This is a genomic window from Ideonella aquatica (assembly GCF_018069755.1).
GTDB lineage: Bacteria > Pseudomonadota > Gammaproteobacteria > Burkholderiales > Burkholderiaceae_C > Ideonella > Ideonella aquatica.
On sequence record NZ_JAGQDE010000003.1, the window covers coordinates 1 to 16,299 of the forward strand.

The following is a 16,299-nucleotide window of genomic DNA, read 5'->3' on the forward strand; positions in this document are numbered from 1 at the left end:
CAGCGAGGGCGGTCGGCTGCGCCGACTCCCCTGCGCTGCTCGAACTGCAGGGCGGCCCCCAAACTCGCTCCGCTCGCCTGCGGCTCGCTGTGCTCAGACAATGTGGGCCAAGTCAGAAAGACTTGCCCTGCAGTCCTGCGCTGCTCGGCGCCCTCCAATGGCCGGCTCTGCCTGCCTGCCCAGCCCTTGGCGGCACGGTTGGGGTAGCGCGATGGCCCCGAAGCGGCCTACGGCCGCTCCGGGCAGGTTGCCGACCTCAACCATGAGCCGCCGGGGGGAATGGGACAATCGGGGCATGAGCGATACCCTGACACTGATTCGCCCCGATGACTGGCACCTGCATGTGCGCGATGGCGCGCCGATGCAGGCGGTTGTGCCCTATACCGCACGGCAGTTCGGTCGCGCGATCATCATGCCCAATCTGCGTCCGCCGGTGACCACGGCGGCGCAGGCGGTGGCCTACCGTGAACGCATCCAGGCGGCGGTGCCGGCGGGCGTGGACTTCACGCCGCTGATGACGCTGTACCTGACCGACAACACGCCGCCCGACGAGATCCGACGCGCCAAGGACGCGGGCGTGGTGGCGCTCAAGCTGTACCCGGCGGGTGCCACCACCAACAGCGATGCCGGTGTCACCGAGCTGCGCAAGACCTACGCCACGCTCGAGGCCATGCAGCGCGAGGGCCTGCTGCTGCTGGTGCATGGCGAGGTGACCGATCCAGCGATCGACCTGTTCGACCGTGAAGCCGTGTTCATCGAGCAGGTGATGCAGCCGCTGCGCCGCGACTTTCCCGAGTTGAAGGTGGTGTTCGAGCACATCACCACGCAGGAGGCCGCGCAGTATGTGGCGGCTGCCGGTGCGCACACGGCAGCCACGATCACCGCGCACCACCTGCTCTACAACCGCAACGCGATCTTCCAGGGGGGCTTGAGGCCGCACTATTACTGCCTGCCGGTGCTCAAGCGCGAGGTGCATCGCCAGGCCCTGGTGGCGGCGGCCACCAGCGGGTCAGACCGCTTCTTCCTGGGCACTGACAGTGCGCCGCACGCGTCGGTGATGAAGGAGGCGTCGGTGTGTGGCGCGGGGTGCTTCACCGCGCTGAGCGCGCTGGAGCTGTATGCCGAGGCCTTCGATGCTGCAGGCGCCCTGGACAAGCTCGAGGGCTTTGCCAGCCGCCACGGTCCGGCGTTCTACGGCCTGCCCGTCAACACCGGAACCGTCACGCTGCGTCGCGACGCGCTGACGCTGCCCGAGTCCGTGCCCTTCGGCGACGCGCAGCTCAAGCCGCTGCGCGGCGGCGAGACCCTGGCCTGGCGCCAGATCGACTGACGCGCCCCGCCAGGCGGGGTCGGGCCAGGCCCACCGCCAGGGAGGCGCCTCCAGCGCCTCCCCGCCGTGCATCACTGGGTCACGTAGACGTTGTCGAAGATGCCGACGATGCCGCCCTTGATGCGCTGGGTGAGGCAGTTCTGGATCTCGTTGCGCAGCGACACGTTGGCAAACACCGCGACCGGCGCCACGCTGTCGTCCTGGGTGTAGGTGATGGTCGCCGTGATCGCGCCGTCACGGGTATAGGTGAAGGTGTTGGTCTTCTTGTCCCACGCGAACTGCAGGCGCATCGGCGTGCCCGGCGTCACGCTGCCCAGCGAGACCACCAGCGGCACGCCCGGCAGCGCGGCGCTGGCCGAGCAGTCGGCGACGGTGCACTGCGACAGCACGCCCTGAACCTGCAGCACGCCCGGCGCGTCGACCGAGTTGCTGGTGCGGCGCGCGCGCACCTGCGCCAGCACGTCGCCGGTGCGATCACCCGGGACCGGGCCGCCCGGACGGATGTTGAAGAACGAGCCGAGCAGGCGGGCCGAGGAGATGCCGACCGAGGTGTTGGCGGCGCAGCTCTCGTCCTGCTTGATGTCGTCGATGGTCAGATCCGCCCGCAGGCCCTTGACCGGCGCGAGGATGGGCACGCTCATGTTCCACGACTCCATCGTCAGCCCGGTGTCCGACAAGGTGTTGCCGTACAGGAAGCGGCCCAGCGTCAGCTTGTTGCCGTCGATGTAGCGCGCGGCTTCGCTCTCGCTCCACTTGACGCGGTCGATGCCGGTGGTGACGTTGAAGTCGTCGTACTTGACGGGGGCAGCGTGGGCGGTCAGTGCCAGCAGGCTGGCAACGGCGGCGGGGATCAGGCGAATCTTCATGGGACGGCTCCGGAGCGTGTGGGTGTGGTTGTGGTGAGAGGCGCTTGCGCCACCGCCTCGATTGTGGGCAGCCTCGCATGCGGTGCCCAGTATCGGCACGGCGCAGCCCCCTAGAACGCCAGACGGCCCGGCGTGAAGCGTGTCACGACCGGGCCGTTGGCGTGCCGGAGGTGGGGCTCAGTGCACGATGCCGTAGTTGTCGAACTGCGCGCCGATGCCGGCCTTGGCACGGCCGGCCATGCAGTTGGCCACCTCGGCTCGCGCCGTCAGGCTGTTGAACGGACGGGCCGGCGTGCCGGTGATCGTCACCGTGTAGGGCACGGCCAGTGGCGTGCCACCGTCGCGGATGAACAGGAACTGGTTGTTCGCCGCATCCCACTCGATCTGCAGCGTGACCTTGTCACCGACGTTGGCGGTGCCCAAGTCGACGCTGCCCAGGTTGTTCGAGGTCGAGCAGTCGAGGTTGGTGCACTGCGGCACGCCGCCAGCCACCCGCAGGACGCCCGGCGCATCGGTGGAGTTGGACGAGCGGCGCAGCCAGGCCTGGGCCAGCACGTCGCCGGTGAAGTCACCGGCCACCGGACCACCCACGCGGGTGCTGAAGTAGTTGCCGATCACCCGCGCCCGCGCCGTGCTGGGCGTGGTGTTGGCGGCGCAGCCGTCGAGGCGATCGATGTCCTCCACCGCGATCGTCACCTTGACCGCGCGCGCGGGCGAGGTATCGAGCTGGCTGAGCCCCAGCTGGGTCACGGTGACCCCGCTGTTGCTGGCCGTGTTGCCGAAGCCCCACTGGCCCAGGTACAGGCGGCCGTTGTCGACGTAGCGGTAGCTCTCGGGCGCCGACCAGCGGGTGGCGTCGATCTCGGGCAGGTTGAAGTTGTCGCTCACCGTGGCGGCGACCGCGGACAAGCTGGCCAGCACCAGGGTGCTGGCGGCAAACAGGCGCTTCGTGTGCGTCATCATGGACTCCTGTGTGATGTCGCGGCGCGGCTCAGTAGCTGAAGCGCACGTTGTCGAAATCCGCGACGATGCCGGCCTTCACCTTGGGCGTGCTCAGGCAGTTGGCCACCTCGTTGCGGAGGCTCGGCTGCACGAAGCCCTGCACCGGCGGCGTGCCGCTTGAGCCGGTGTAGGCCACGGTCTGTGTCACGCCGTTGGCGGTGAAGTCGAAGGTCTTGGCCTTTTTGGCCCAGTCGACCCGGCTGATCACCTTGGTGCCCAGCGCCACCGGCGCGAAGTTGACGACGCCGATCGCGGTCGAGGCGCTGCAGTCAGCGTTGTTGCAGGTCGACAGGATGCCCTGCACCTCGACCTGGCCCGGGGGCAGCGCGGAGTTCACCACCCGGCCCAGGCGGATCTGGGCCAGCACGTCACCGGTGCGGTCGCCCGGCACCGGGCCACCCGGGCGCTGGTTGAAATAGGCGGCGATCAGGCGCGCCCGGGCGCCGGTGATGAACGCGTTGGCGGCGCAGGTCTCGTCGGTCTTGATGTCGACGACGGTGATGTCGGCACCCATCGCCTTGGGCGGCGTGGCGTCGAGCAGCGGCTCGTTGAAGGTGTCGGCGACCAGCCCGCTGTCGCTGGCAGAGCCACCATAGGTGAAGCGCCCCAGGCGCAGCTGCTTGGCCTCGATCCAGCGGCCCTGCTCGCTCTCGATCCACAGCGCGCGGTTGAGGCCCGGCGTGCTGAAATCGTCCTGCGTGGGCACCTTGACCGCCCAGGCCGACCCGGCCAGCGTCAACGCCGCCAGTGCGGCGACCTGCCGGGGAATCCTGCTTTCCATGTTCACCTCCAGGAACTGCTGCCGGAGCGTGAACCCCACGACCGGTCGAAATCGATTGTTCCGACCGACGTGGCGGGGGTCATCCACACAATGCCCGATGACCCCCTAGTTTGACTGCCGTCAAGTCGCGGGCAGGAAGCCCTCGATCGACAGGTAGCGCTCACCGGTGTCGTAGTTGAAACCCAGCACCTTGGCGCCGGCCGGCAGCTCGGGCAGCTTCTTCGCAATCGCTGCCAGCGTGGCGCCGCTGGAGATGCCCACCAGCAGGCCTTCCTGAGCGGCGCTGCGACGGGCGTATTCGCGGGCCTCCTCGGCCTCGACCTGGATCACGCCGTCGAGCAGCTCGGTCTTCAGGTTCTTCGGCACGAAGCCGGCGCCGATGCCTTGAATGGGGTGCGGGCTGGGCGCGCCGCCGGAGATCACCGGCGACTGGCTGGGCTCGACCGCGAACACCTTGAGCTGCGGCCACTTCGCCTTCAGCACGGTGGCCACGCCCGACAGGTGGCCGCCAGTGCCGACGCCGGTGATGATCGCGTCCAGGCCCTCGGGGAAGTCGGCCAGGATCTCCTGCGCGGTGGTGCGCACATGCACGTCGATGTTGGCCGGGTTCTCGAACTGCTGCGGGATCCAGGCGCCGGGCGTGGCGGCGGCCAGTTCCTCGGCCTTGGCGATCGCGCCCTTCATGCCCTTCTCGCGCGGGGTCAGCTCGAAGCTGGCGCCGTAGGCCAGCATCAGGCGGCGGCGCTCGACGCTCATGCTGTCGGGCATCACCAGCACCAGCTTGTAGCCCTTGACCGCGGCCACCATGGCCAGGCCGACGCCGGTGTTGCCCGAGGTGGGCTCGATGATCGTGCCGCCGGGCTTCAGCTGCCCGCTGGCCTCGGCCGCCTCGATCATGGCCAGCGCGATGCGGTCCTTGACCGAGCCGCCCGGGTTGCTGCGCTCGGACTTGACCCAGACCTCATGGGTGTTGCCGAACAGGCGGTTGATGCGGATATGTGGCGTGTTGCCGATGGTGGCGAGGACGTTGGCGGCTTTCATGGCGGTCTCCTGTGGTGCGCCGATGATGCCGCAAGCCGTGTGCCGCCACGGGCATAAGCTTCTTTCCACTTCTCATGAACCGCCGCGGGGCGCGGGCTTTCGCCGGCATGGGACAATCGCCGCCGTGAAGCCGACCAGACCGCCGCTGGTGCATTCGCCGAAAGGCCGCACTGGAGGAAGGTCCGGACTGCATAGAGCAGCGTAGCGGGTAACGCCCGTCCACCGCGAGGTGCGGATCAGAGCCACAGAGACGAGTCGCCCAAGGGTTCCCGAAGCGGAGGCACAGCCTGGACGCCAGTTCAGCGCCGTGCTCACCCGCCCAGGGGTTCGACCCCTGGGCGGGTGAAACGCGGCAATCTCTACGCGCAGCAACACCAAATAGGCCGGCATTGAAGCGGCTCGCTGAGCCGGCGGGTAGGTGGCATCGAGCCAGGGTGGCAACACCCCGGCCCAGAGGAATGGCGGTCACGGTGGGGCGACCCACCGCACAGAATCCGGCCTATCGGTCGACTTCACTCTTTTCATGACATTCACCGGATGAACCCCGAAGCTTCCCGTGTCTGGCGCGGTCCGCGCTGGTTGCTGGCCGCGCTGCTGGCCGGCCTGGGCATGCTCGGGCCGTTCTCGATCGACACCTACCTACCGGCCTTCACCGGCATTGCGCAGAGCCTGGGTGCCACGCCGGTGCAGATGCAGCAGACGCTGTCGGCCTACCTGCTGGGCTTTGCGCTGATGAACCTGTTCCACGGCGCGCTGGCCGACAGCTTCGGCCGCCGGCCGGTGGTGCTGGCCGGGCTGGCAGTGTTCACGCTGGCCTCGCTGGGCTGCGCGCTGAGCCAGAGCATCGGCCAGCTGGTGCTGTTCCGCGCCTTGCAGGGCATGTCGGCAGGTGCCGGCATGGTGGTCTCGCGGGCCATCATCCGCGACCTGTTCCATCCGGACCAGGCGCAGAAGGTGATGTCGCAGGTCACCATCTACTTTGGCGTGGCGCCGGCGGTGGCGCCGATCATCGGCGGCTGGCTGTACGTGCACCTGGGCTGGCACGCGATCTTCTGGTTCCTGGTGGGCGTGGGCCTGGTACTGATGGCCACGATGGCGCGCATGCTGCCCGAGTCGCTGCACCCCAGCCAGCGCCAGCCCTTTGAGGCGCAGCCGCTGATGCAGGGCTACTGGCAGATGGTCAGCAACCCGGTGTTCCTGGCGCTGGCCTTTGCGTCGGGGGTGCCCTTCAACGGCATGTTCCTCTACGTGCTGTCGGCGCCGGTATTCCTGGGTGACATCCTGCACCTGGGCCCCACCGAATTCTTCTGGTTCTTCCTGCTGACCATCGGCGGCATCATGGCCGGGGCCTGGTGGTCCGGTCGGCTGGCCGGGCGCATCGAGCGCACCCGGCAGATCCGCCGGGGTTTTCGCATCATGGTCGGCGTGTCGCTGCTGAACGTGGCGATGAATGCGCTGCTGACACCGCACCCGGCCTGGGCGCTGCCCCTGATCGCGGTGTTCGCCTTCGGCTGGGCGCTGATGGTGCCGGTGGTCACGCTGCTGGTGCTGGACCAGGCGCCTGAGCGGCGCGGCATGGCCAGCTCGCTGCAGGCCTGCCTGGGCAGCGTGGCCAACGCCTTCGTGGCGGGGGTGATCGCACCCCTGGTGATGCATTCGGCGCTGGCACTGGCGCTGACCTCGCTGGGCCTGATGGGCATCGGGCTGCTGGCCTGGCACTGGGTGCGACGCCGCGTGCCCGCCTGAGCCGAAGCGGCGACAATCCGGTCGACTACCCAGGAGACCCGATGGACGCCGCCGACACCCCTGACCAGCCCGACACCGAGGGCCTGGAGATCTCGCTGGCTGCCGCGCTGGAGCTGTGCAAGCTGGAGCTGGGCACGCTGATCGACATCCGCCAGTCCTTCGAGATCGAGATGAAGGGTGCCATTCCCGGCACCGTCCACATCCCGCTCTTCGAGGTCAAGGTGATGCTGGGCGATTCGCTCAGCGAGGACGAGCAGGACATCCTGGACGCCGGCACGCCCAAGGACATCGACGCCAAGACCTTCTTCACGATGATCAACCAACTGCACCACGCGCGCGACCACCTGCTGCTGTGCGTGTGCAACAGCGGCCGCCGCAGCCTGGCGGCGGCGCGCATGCTGCGCTCGCTGGGCTACCCCAAGGCCTTGTCGGTGGCGGGGGGCTTCCAGGCTTGGAAAAAAAGTCAGAGCGTGCCGGCAGCACGCTGAGGCGCCTCAAGTTGGCCAGCGGGTGTCCGATACAGGACGGTGAGGTCCGGATCGGCCGGATCGGAGAACACCCATGTCCGACAGGTTCCACCCCCGTCTCGCCCTCCTGCTGCTGGCCCTGAGCGCCGCGCCGGCCTGGTCCGCTGACCATGGCCATGCTGAACCGGCGGCCAAGCCCGCCGCCAAACCCGCGGCGGAGCCCAAGGCCGAGGGCAAGGCCAGCCATGGCAAGGAAAGCATTTCGATGGACGAGCTGCGCGAGCGGCTCGCCGCGCGGCTGGGCGCCACCAAGGCGCCCGAGGCCAAGAGCGGCTACGTGCTGCGGGTGACCAACAAGTCCGAGGCGCCGTCCGAGCCGGTGCGCCGTGCCGCGCCCAAGGCGGCCGAACACGCAGGGGACGGGCATGGCGGCCATGCCAGCCCCGGGGTGGCAGCGCAACTGCTGCCGCACGCCGCCCACGACCCGCACTGGGCGTACGAGGGCGTCAACGGCCCGCAGGCCTGGGGTGCGCTCAAGCCGGAGTTCGCCACCTGCGCCAGCGGCCAGCGCCAGAGCCCGATCGACATCCGAGACGGCATCCCGTTGGAGCTGCAGCCCATCGAGTTCGCCTACATCCCCACCGGCTTCTCGGTGATCGACAACGGCCACACCGTGCAGGTCAACCTGCCGCAGGGCAATTCGATCAGCGTGCAGGGCAAGCGTTTCGAGCTGCTGCAGTTCCACTTCCACCGCCCGTCGGAGGAGCGCATCAACGGCCGCCAGTTCGACATGGTCGTTCACCTGGTCCACAAGGACCTGGACGGCCGCCTGGCGGTGGTGGCGGTGATGCTGGACCGCGGCACCGCCCACCCGCTGATCCAGGCGGTGTGGAACGCGCTGCCGCTGGAGAAGGGCGTGGCCGAGCCGGCGCCCACCGCGCTGGACCTGAACCAACTGCTGCCCAAGGATCGCCGCTACTACACCTACATGGGCTCGCTGACCACGCCGCCGTGCAGCGAGGGCGTGCTGTGGATGGTGATGAAGGAGCCGGTGCAGCTGAGCCCGCAGCAGATTGGCATCTTCGCGCGCCTGTACCCGATGAACGCCCGGCCGATCCAGAAGACCGCGGGGCGGATGATCAAGGAAGGGCAGTGAACCACCCCTGAGGCTGCCCGGCGCGGCCGTGGGCTGCCCGGGGCGCCTGAGCACGCGCTACTGCACCCGCTTGTAGGTGGTGTAGCCCTCGATGGGCGCGGTGTCCGGGCTCAGCACCAGCACACCCCAGGCCGGCACGGTCACGCCCAGCAGACCGGCCACCGGCACGATCGGGGACGGCTCGCCCGTCAGCAGGTCGCGCAGCGGCGAGAAATTCATGATCTTCGAGTTGGCCACCAGCACGTGGTCCTCGACCGGCTGGTCGCTGGGGTTGGCCAGCACCAGCACGGTGTCGGCCACGCGGTCGGTGTGGCGCTCGAAGGCCAGCAGCCGGGCGCTGGTGATCTCGCGCAGTTCGCCCACCCGCAAAGCCCGGTGCGCGCGGCGCAGCGCGATCAGCTGCTTGGTCCAGCGCAGCTCGGGGTGATCGTCGCTCACCTGGTCCCAGGGCATCGGGGCGCGCATCTCCGGGTCGTCACCCCCGGCCAGGCCCAGCTCGCTGCCGTAGTACAGGTTGGGCGCGCCAGGCAGGGTGAACTGCAGCACCTGGGCCAGGCGCCGCGCCGCAGGGTCGGGCAGCGCGGTGGCCAGGCGGATGGTGTCGTGGTTGTCCAGCATCAGCCAGCTGCGCAGCATGTTCTCGATGCCGGCTTCGTCGACCACGCGCTGGATCATCCGCGCCGCCACCGGGCCGGGGATCTGGCCGCGCATCGTGCGCAGCAGCACCTCGCGCACGGTGAAGTTCATCACCGCGTCCAGCGACGGGAACCACTCCCTGGGGTAGTTCCAGGTCTCGCCCACCACCAGTGAGCCGGGCTTCTCGGCGTGGGCCGAGCGGGTCAGGTCTTCCAGCAGGTTGAAGCCGATGTCGTGCGCCACGTCCAGGCGCCAGCCATCGACGCCATCGCGCAGCGCCTGGCGCACCACCGAGTTCGCACCGGCATGGATGTGCTCGCGCACCGCCGGGTGCTCCATCACCACCTCGGGCAGGTTCTGGGCGCGGAACCAGGCGCGGGCGCCGCCGGGCAGTGTGTCGTTGAAATCAAACCACGCACGGGTGGGCGCGGCCGGATCGGCCAGGGCCTGCTGGAAGGCCGGGGCGTTGCGGCCCATGTGGTTGAACACGCCGTCGAGCACCAGCTTCATGCCGCGGGCATGCACCGCATCGGCCAGTGCGCGCAGGTCGTCGCGGCTGCCGAACTCGGGCGACACGGCGGTCCAGTCGAGCGCGTCGTACTTGTGGTTGGTGTACGCGGCGTGGATGGGGTTGAGGTAGAGCACGTCGGCGCCCAGGCCCTGCACATGGTCCAGGCGGCTGGCGGTGCTGGCGAGGTCGCCGCCCCAGAAATCGATCTCGTGGCTCCAGACCTTGGCGTCGGCCAGGTACTGTCCGGCGCGCGGCTGTTCGTGCCAGGCGCGCAGGCGCTTGGGCGCGGGGTAGAGGTGGCGCTTGGCGTCCAGATCGGCGCTGGGCGCAAAGCGGTCGACCAGCACCTGGTAGACCACGGCGCCGCAGCGCCAGTCGGCCTCGCGGCGCTCGAAGGTGCCGGCCAGGGCCTGGTCGTGTCGGTTGGCGTAGTCCATTGGTCAGGGCACCCGCTTGTAGCGGTCGTAGCCGCCCATCGGCTCGGGGCGGGGCTGCAGCACCAGCACGCTCTGCGGTGGCACCTCCACCTCCAGCAGACCGGCGATCAGCGTGAAGCGGGCTGGCGTGCCGCCCGCGCTGTTCAGCACATCGACCATTGGCGTGCCGTCCATCAGCCAGGCGTCGGGCACCGGCAGGCGCTCCTTCACCGGCTCGCGGGTGGGGTTGGCCACCACCACGCGGCTGTCCAGCGGCCGGTCGGTGTGGCGCAGGAAGGCCAGCAGGCGCTCGCCATCCAGCGCGACGTGGTCGCCGATGCGCAGGGCGCGGTGTTCGCGGCGCAGCGCGATCAACCGCCGCACCCAGGCCAGCTCGGGGTGGCTGGCCTGCACGCGATCCCAGCGCATCGGGCCGCGGTTGGCCGGGTCGGGGCCGCCTTCCATGCCCACTTCCACTCCGTAGTACAGGTTGGGTGCGCCGGGCAGCGTGAACTGCAGCGCCTGCAGCAGACGGCGCGGCGCGGCTTCGGGGAATTCGGTGTGCAGGCGCGGCAGGTCGTGGTTGTCCAGCAGGTTCCAGGAGCGTAGCGTGGGCAGGATGCCGGAGGTCTTCACCAGCGCGTCGATGCGCCGGCCGGTGGTGCCGCCACTCACCTGGCCGCGGGCCAGGTCGAACAGCATCAGGCGCAGCGTGAAGCCCATCACCGCGTCGTGCGAGCGCAGCCAGCGGTCAGGCCAGTTGACGATCTCGCCCACCACCAGCGAGCCGGGCTTCTCGCGGTGGGCGGCGTCGGTCAGCTCACGCAGGAAGCGCGGGCCCAGCTCGTAGGCGGTGTCCAGGCGCCAGCCGTCGGCGCCATCGCGCAGGTAGCTGCGCAGCACCGAATCGCGGTCCAGCCACAGGTGGCGGCGCACCGGCAGGTGCTCGAGGTTCAGCTCGGGGTGGTTCTGGAATCCCGTCCACACCCGCGCGCCACCGGCGTACTGCGGACCGATCGCGAACCAGTGGCGGTAGGGGCTCTTCGGGTCGGCCAGCGCCTGCTGGAAGATCGGCGCGTTGCGGCCCATGTGGTTGAACACGCCGTCGAGCACCACCCTCAGCCCCAGGCCATGGGCCTGCGCGGCCAGGCGCTTGAAGTCAGCGCGGCTGCCGTACTCGGGCGAGATGGCCTGGTAGTCCAGCGCGTCGTACTTGTGGTTGGTCCAGGCCAGGTGGATGGGGTTGAGGTACAGCACGTCGGCGCCCAGGTCGCGCAGGTGCGACAGGTGGGCGCTGGTGCTGGCCAGGTCGCCGCCCCAGAAGTCCAGTTCGGCCGAGTTGACCTTGTACTCGGGCAGCTGCACGCCGGCCGCGGGCACCTCGTCCCAGCCGCGCAGGCGTTTGGGCGCAGGGTAGAGCGCCCGCTTGGCCTCCAGGTTGGCGCTGGGCGCGAAGCGGTCGACGATGACCTGGTAGACCACCTCACCGTTGCGCCAGTCGCGCTCGCGGCGGTCGTAGACGCTGTCGGCGGCCAGGGCCGGGCCCAGGCCGGCCAGGGCCAGCGCGGCCAGCATGCTGCGGCGTTTCATCCCTTGACACCTCCGGAGGTCAGGCCCGAGACGATCCAGCGCTGGGCCAGCAGGAACACCGCGGTGATCGGCAGGCCCGACAGCACGGCGGCCGCGGCAAAGTCGCCCCACAGGTACTTCTGGTCGTAGAGGTAGTACTTGGAGCCCACCGCCAGCGTGAGGTGGGGCTCCTCGCGCAGCAGCACCGAGGCGATCGGGTACTCGATGATGGTGCCGATGAAGGCCAGCACGAAGACCACCACCAGGATCGGCACCGCCATCGGCAGCAGCACACGCCAGAAGGCCTGCCAGCTGGTGGCGCCGTCGACCTTGGCGCATTCCTCGATCTCGGCCGGCACGGTGTCGAAGTAGCCCTTGATCGTCCAGACGTGCATGCCGATGCCGCCCAGGTAGGCCAGGATCAGGCCGCCGTGGGTCTCCACGCCCAGCCAGGGCACCCAGCGCCCGATCGCGTCGAAGATGGCGTAGACCGCCACCAGCGCCACCGCTACCGGGAACATCTGCAGCAGCAGCAGGCTGTTCATCAGCGGCGCCTTGAAACGAAAGCGCAGCCGCGCAAACGCATAGGCCGCGGTGGTGGAGAGCAGCACGATGCCGGCCGACGAGATGAAGGCCACCTTTATCGAGTTCCACAGCCACAGCAGCACCGGAAAGGGCGGCTGCACGACGGTGCCGTCGGGCTGCGTGACCGGGATGCCCAGCGCCAGCTGCCAGTGCTCGAAGCTGATGCGCTCGGGGATCAGCTGGCCGATCGCGAAATTGCCCGGCCGCAGCGAGATGCTGATGATGGCCAGCAGCGGAAACAGCGTGACGGCGATCAGCGCCCACAGCGCCGCATGGGTGGCGATGACACGCCAGCGGTGACTCTTGCCGGTGACGATGGGCATCAGCGTTTCCCTTCCTGCGCCTGGGTGAGTTTCAGGTTCAGCAGCGACAGCACCGCCACCAGCGCGAAGATCACCGTGGAGATCGCTGCGGCCAGGCCGAAGTTGGCGCCGGCGTCGGTGAAGGCGATGCGGTAGGTGTAGCTGACCAGGATGTCGGTGGTGCCGGCCGGCAGCTTGGTGTTGAGGTAGTCGGGCCGGCCGTCGGTGAGCAGGCTGATCAGCACGAAGTTGTTGAAGTTGAACGCGAAGGCGCTGATCAGCAGGGGGGTGAGCGGGCGGATGATCAGCGGCAGCGTGATGCGCCGGAAGTTCACCCAGGGGCTGGCGCCGGCGATGGCCGAGGCCTCGTACAGGTCCGACGGAATCGCCTTGATCAGGCCGGTGCACAGCACCAGGAAATACGGGTAGCCCAGCCAGGTGTTGACGATCAGGATCATCGTGCGGGCCAGCGCCGGGTCGGCGAACCAGGCGGGCTTGATGCCGAAGAGGTGGTCGAGGATGGCGTTGATCTCGCCAAAGTTCTGGTTGAACAGGCCCTTGAACACCAGGATGGAGATGAAGCCCGGCACCGCATACGGCAGGAACAGCAGCGTGCGGTAGAGCGTGCGGTACTTCAGCGCCTCCCAGTTCAGCACCACCGCCAGCGTGCCGCCGATGGCCGCCGAGAACAGGACCGTCAGCCCGGCAAAGGCCACGGTCCAGATGAAGATCGAGCCGAAAGGGCCGCGCATGTCCGGGTCGCCGAACAGGCGCTGGTAGTTGCCCCAGCCGACGTTGACCTGGAAGCCCGGCTGCAGCCGGGTGCCGTCGGGCGCGGTGAAGAAGCCGCTGTCGCGGTCGGGCGCGTACAGTGTGCCGGTGACGGGCTGGCGCAAGGCGCCGCCGTCAGCGGCCGTCCACAGCGGCGTGAAGGGGGCGAACTCGCGCAGGCCGGCATAGGCCAGCACCGTGCCGTCGGGACCGGTCACCTTCAGCGGCCGCAGCGTTTCACGCAGGGCGATCAGTGCGCGCAGGTCCAGCGCCTCGCCAGGCTCGCCAGCCAGCGCTTGCAAGGGCAGCGGTGTGGAGGGGGCCTCCCCGAGTACCGGCGTGGCCAGGCGGCTGCCGTCGGTGGCGCTGAACACCAGGCGCACCTGGCCACCGGCGTCGCGGTGCGCGGTGTAGGGCAGGGCGCGCTCCATGGCCACCTCGGCCTGCTCGAGCAGGTAGGCGCGGGCGCGTTCCTCGGTGAGCAGGTTGTTGGCCGAGTAGTTGGTGAAGCCGATCTGCACCGTGTAGAGCAGCGGGAAGGCGATGAAGACGATCATCGCCACCACGCCCGGGTACAGGTAGCGCCAGGCCAGCGAGCGGCCCAGGCCGTAGGTGGCAATCGCCGAGCTGCCCAGCACCAGCACGGCCACCGCCCACACGGGGTTGTCGGCGCGCATCATGCCGGTGACCAGCCACAGCAGGGCCATCTCGGCCAGCAGGCTGGCGGCCAAGGTCCAGCGGCGGGGCGTCATCGGGCCTGCATCCGGGCTGCGGCGCCGTCCAGCGCCTCCTTCGGGGACTGGCGGCCCTGGGTGATGGCCTCCAGCGCGGCGTCCATCGCCGGCCAGAAGCGGCCGGTTTCAGGAATGTTGGGCAGCGGCTCACCGGCGCGGGCGTTGGCCATGGTGGCGGCGATCTTCGGGTCACCGGCCAGCTCGGCGTAGTAGGCGGTGTTGGCGGGCGTGCCCAGCGGCACGTCGGCCGAGATGGTCTTCAGGCTGTCAACGCGCAGCAGGTGCTCCTCGATGAACAGGCGCGCGATGTCCTTGTTCGGGCTGGGCGCAGCGATCATGCAGCCCAGCACGCCGGCAAAGGGCTTGCTGGGTTGGCCGGGCACCACCGCGGGCAGCGGCGCCACGCCGATGTCGATGCCGGCCTTGCGCGCGTTGTCCCAGGCCCAGGGGCCGGTGATCATCATCGCCACCTTGCCCTGGGCGAAGCCGGCTTCCATCTCGGAGTAGCGCGCGCCGCGTGGCATGTGGCCGCCCTCGATCAGGCGCGCCAGCGCCTGGGCGCCGCGCACCGCGCCGGGGGTGTTGACGCCGATCTGCGCCGGGTCCAGCTCGCCCTGCGCATTGCGGCCGAAGACAAAGCCGCCGGCACCGGCCAGCAGCGGCCAGGTGAAGAAGCTCTTGTTGTAGTCCCACAGCAGCGCATGCCGGCCCTGGGTCTGCAGCTGGCGATCCAGCGCGATCAGCTCGTCCACCGTGGCCGGCGGCGTGGTCACCAGCGCCTTGTTGTAGACCAGGCCGATCGCTTCGATGGCCAGCGGGTAGCCCCAGGTCTTGCCGCGGTAGACGAAGGCCTTCCAGGCGAAGTCATCGATGCCCTGGCGCACGGCGGGCGAGGGGTGCACCGGCACGATCAGGCCCGAGCGCGCCCATTCGCCGGCGCGGTCATGCGGCCAGCAGAAGATGTCGGGGCCCTTGCCAGCCGCGGCGGCGGCCTGGAACTTGTCGGGCGCGCCCTCGGGGTGCTGCACCACCACCGGCACGCCACTGACCGCGGTGAAGGCATCGCCCACCTGCTGCAGGCCGTTGTAGCCCTTGTCGCCATTGATCCAGACCAGCAGGCGCGGCGGCGCCGCCAGCACGCCCGTGCAGGCGGCCAGCAGCAGCGCCGCCAGCGGGCGGCGCAGGATCCGGGCGCGTGCGGTCATGCGGCCTGGCGCAGCTCGGTAGCGGCGTGGCGGCGGAAGGCCAGGCCCTGCGCATCGAACAAATGGCAGGCGCCAGCGGGCACGCCCAGCGTCAGGGCCTCGCCGCTCTTCAGGCGCAGCGCGCCGTCGAGTTGGCAGGTCAGCGTGCTGTCGGTGCCGGGCAGGGTGCTGTAGGCGAAGGTGGCGCTGCCCAGTTGCTCGACAAACGTCACCTGCGCCTGGATGCGGTTGTCGGCATGGCTGACCACGAAATGCTCGGGGCGGATGCCCAGGGTCACGGTGTCGCCCGGCTGGGCGCGGGCGGCGTCCACCTCGCAGCGCACGGTTTCCTGGGTGGCCAGGCGCACCACCGCCTCGGCGCCACTGGCGCTGACGATCGTGCCGGGCAGGAAGTTCATGGCCGGCGAGCCGATGAAGCCGGCGACGAAGAGGTTGTCAGGGTGCTCATACAGCTCCAGCGGCGAGCCCACCTGCTCGATCTTGCCCGCCGACAGCACCACGATGCGGTCGGCCAGCGTCATCGCCTCGACCTGGTCGTGGGTGACGTAGATCATCGTGGTCTTCAGGTCCTCGTGCAGCTTGGCGAACTCGTAGCGCATCTTCACGCGCAGCGCCGTATCCAGATTGGACAGCGGTTCGTCGAACAGGAAGACCTGCGGCTTGCGCACGATGGCGCGGCCGATGGCCACGCGCTGGCGCTGGCCGCCCGACAGGTCCTTGGGCTTGCGGTGCAGCAGGTGGTCGATGTTGAGGATCTTCGCGGCCGACTGCACGGCGCGGTCGATCTCGTCCTTGGGCACCTTGGCGAGCTTCAGGCCGAAGGCCATGTTCTCGTAGAGGTCCATGTGCGGGTAGAGCGCGTAGCTCTGGAACACCATGGCCACGCCACGCTCGGCCGGCGGCACGTCATTGACCACGCGGCCGCCAATGCTGAGTTCGCCGCCGGTGATGTCCTCGAGCCCGGCGATGGTGCGCAGCAGCGTGGACTTGCCGCAGCCCGAGGGGCCGACAAAGACCATGAACTCGCCGTCGCGCACCTGCAGGTGGATGTCCTTGAGCACCACGGCGTCGCCATAGGCTTTCTGCACGTTGACGAGCTTCACTTCTGCCATGCCGGTCTCCGAAAGGCTGTGACCGGTGTTGGCCGGTCGGAATGTAGCGAATATACATCGCAAGACGGG

14 protein-coding genes and 1 other RNA gene are annotated in these 16,299 nt (G+C 69.3%); 5 read left to right on the plus strand and 10 right to left on the minus strand.

The genetic code is table 11. From position 1 onward, the window contains the following. The first annotated feature begins 295 nt into the window (after positions 1 to 295). Complete coding sequence (gene pyrC, locus KAK06_RS04315) at positions 296 to 1,330, plus strand: dihydroorotase (protein WP_210800695.1); 1,035 nt, start codon at positions 296 to 298, stop codon at positions 1,328 to 1,330. Positions 1,331 to 1,401: 71 nt separating this feature from the next. On the opposite strand, the gene KAK06_RS04320 is transcribed toward pyrC, so the two are convergent. The 4 genes from KAK06_RS04320 to cysK form a co-directional block, all read right to left on the minus strand. Continuing rightward, the gene (locus KAK06_RS04320) at positions 1,402 to 2,196 is read right to left on the minus strand and encodes a hypothetical protein (protein WP_210800696.1); all 795 of its coding nucleotides are present in this window, start codon (positions 2,194 to 2,196) and stop codon (positions 1,402 to 1,404) included. A 177-nt stretch (positions 2,197 to 2,373) separates the two neighbouring features. Further along, positions 2,374 to 3,156, minus strand: a complete 783-nt coding sequence (locus tag KAK06_RS04325; RefSeq protein WP_210800697.1) for a hypothetical protein — start codon at positions 3,154 to 3,156, stop codon at positions 2,374 to 2,376. A 31-nt stretch (positions 3,157 to 3,187) separates the two neighbouring features. Further along, the gene (locus tag KAK06_RS04330; protein ID WP_210800698.1) at positions 3,188 to 3,979 is read right to left on the minus strand and encodes a hypothetical protein; all 792 of its coding nucleotides are present in this window, start codon (positions 3,977 to 3,979) and stop codon (positions 3,188 to 3,190) included. 120 nt (positions 3,980 to 4,099) lie between these two features. Then, positions 4,100 to 5,020, minus strand: a complete 921-nt coding sequence (cysK, locus tag KAK06_RS04335; RefSeq protein WP_210800699.1) for a cysteine synthase A — start codon at positions 5,018 to 5,020, stop codon at positions 4,100 to 4,102. Between the two features lie 126 nt (positions 5,021 to 5,146). On the opposite strand from cysK, the gene rnpB reads away from it, so the two are divergent. The 4 genes from rnpB to KAK06_RS04355 all read left to right on the plus strand — a co-directional run bounded on the left by rnpB (position 5,147) and on the right by KAK06_RS04355 (position 8,389). Then, an RNA gene (gene rnpB, locus KAK06_RS04340) (RNase P RNA component class A) lies at positions 5,147 to 5,538 on the plus strand. 19 nt (positions 5,539 to 5,557) lie between these two features. Continuing rightward, positions 5,558 to 6,766 (plus strand): multidrug effflux MFS transporter, encoded by a 1,209-nt coding sequence (locus tag KAK06_RS04345; RefSeq protein ID WP_210800700.1) that lies wholly within the window; start codon positions 5,558 to 5,560, stop codon positions 6,764 to 6,766. A gap of 41 nt (positions 6,767 to 6,807) precedes the next feature. Continuing rightward, positions 6,808 to 7,254, plus strand: coding sequence for a rhodanese-like domain-containing protein (locus tag KAK06_RS04350; RefSeq protein ID WP_210800701.1), 447 nt, complete (start codon positions 6,808 to 6,810; stop codon positions 7,252 to 7,254). Positions 7,255 to 7,327: 73 nt separating this feature from the next. Continuing rightward, positions 7,328 to 8,389, plus strand: a complete 1,062-nt coding sequence (locus tag KAK06_RS04355) for a carbonic anhydrase (protein ID WP_247652654.1) — start codon at positions 7,328 to 7,330, stop codon at positions 8,387 to 8,389. A gap of 57 nt (positions 8,390 to 8,446) precedes the next feature. On the opposite strand, the gene KAK06_RS04360 is transcribed toward KAK06_RS04355, so the two are convergent. The 6 genes from KAK06_RS04360 to KAK06_RS04385 are packed head-to-tail and all read right to left on the minus strand — an operon-like array spanning position 8,447 to position 16,230. Then, complete coding sequence (locus KAK06_RS04360; RefSeq protein WP_210800702.1) at positions 8,447 to 9,973, minus strand: alpha-amylase family glycosyl hydrolase; 1,527 nt, start codon at positions 9,971 to 9,973, stop codon at positions 8,447 to 8,449. Positions 9,974 to 9,976: 3 nt separating this feature from the next. Then, positions 9,977 to 11,542, minus strand: coding sequence for an alpha-amylase family glycosyl hydrolase (locus KAK06_RS04365; protein ID WP_210800703.1), 1,566 nt, complete (start codon positions 11,540 to 11,542; stop codon positions 9,977 to 9,979). Continuing rightward, positions 11,539 to 12,429, minus strand: a complete 891-nt coding sequence (malG, locus tag KAK06_RS04370) for a maltose ABC transporter permease MalG (RefSeq protein WP_210800704.1) — start codon at positions 12,427 to 12,429, stop codon at positions 11,539 to 11,541. Before malG ends, KAK06_RS04365 begins: the two co-directional genes overlap by 4 nt. Beyond that, complete coding sequence (gene malF / locus KAK06_RS04375) at positions 12,429 to 13,931, minus strand: maltose ABC transporter permease MalF (protein WP_210800705.1); 1,503 nt, start codon at positions 13,929 to 13,931, stop codon at positions 12,429 to 12,431. The genes malG and malF overlap by 1 nt, the downstream gene beginning before the upstream one ends. Continuing rightward, complete coding sequence (gene malE, locus KAK06_RS04380) at positions 13,928 to 15,118, minus strand: maltose/maltodextrin ABC transporter substrate-binding protein MalE (RefSeq protein WP_210800706.1); 1,191 nt, start codon at positions 15,116 to 15,118, stop codon at positions 13,928 to 13,930. The genes malF and malE overlap by 4 nt, the downstream gene beginning before the upstream one ends. Then, complete coding sequence (locus tag KAK06_RS04385) at positions 15,115 to 16,230, minus strand: ABC transporter ATP-binding protein (RefSeq protein WP_210800707.1); 1,116 nt, start codon at positions 16,228 to 16,230, stop codon at positions 15,115 to 15,117. The genes malE and KAK06_RS04385 overlap by 4 nt, the downstream gene beginning before the upstream one ends. Positions 16,231 to 16,299: the final 69 nt, after the last annotated feature.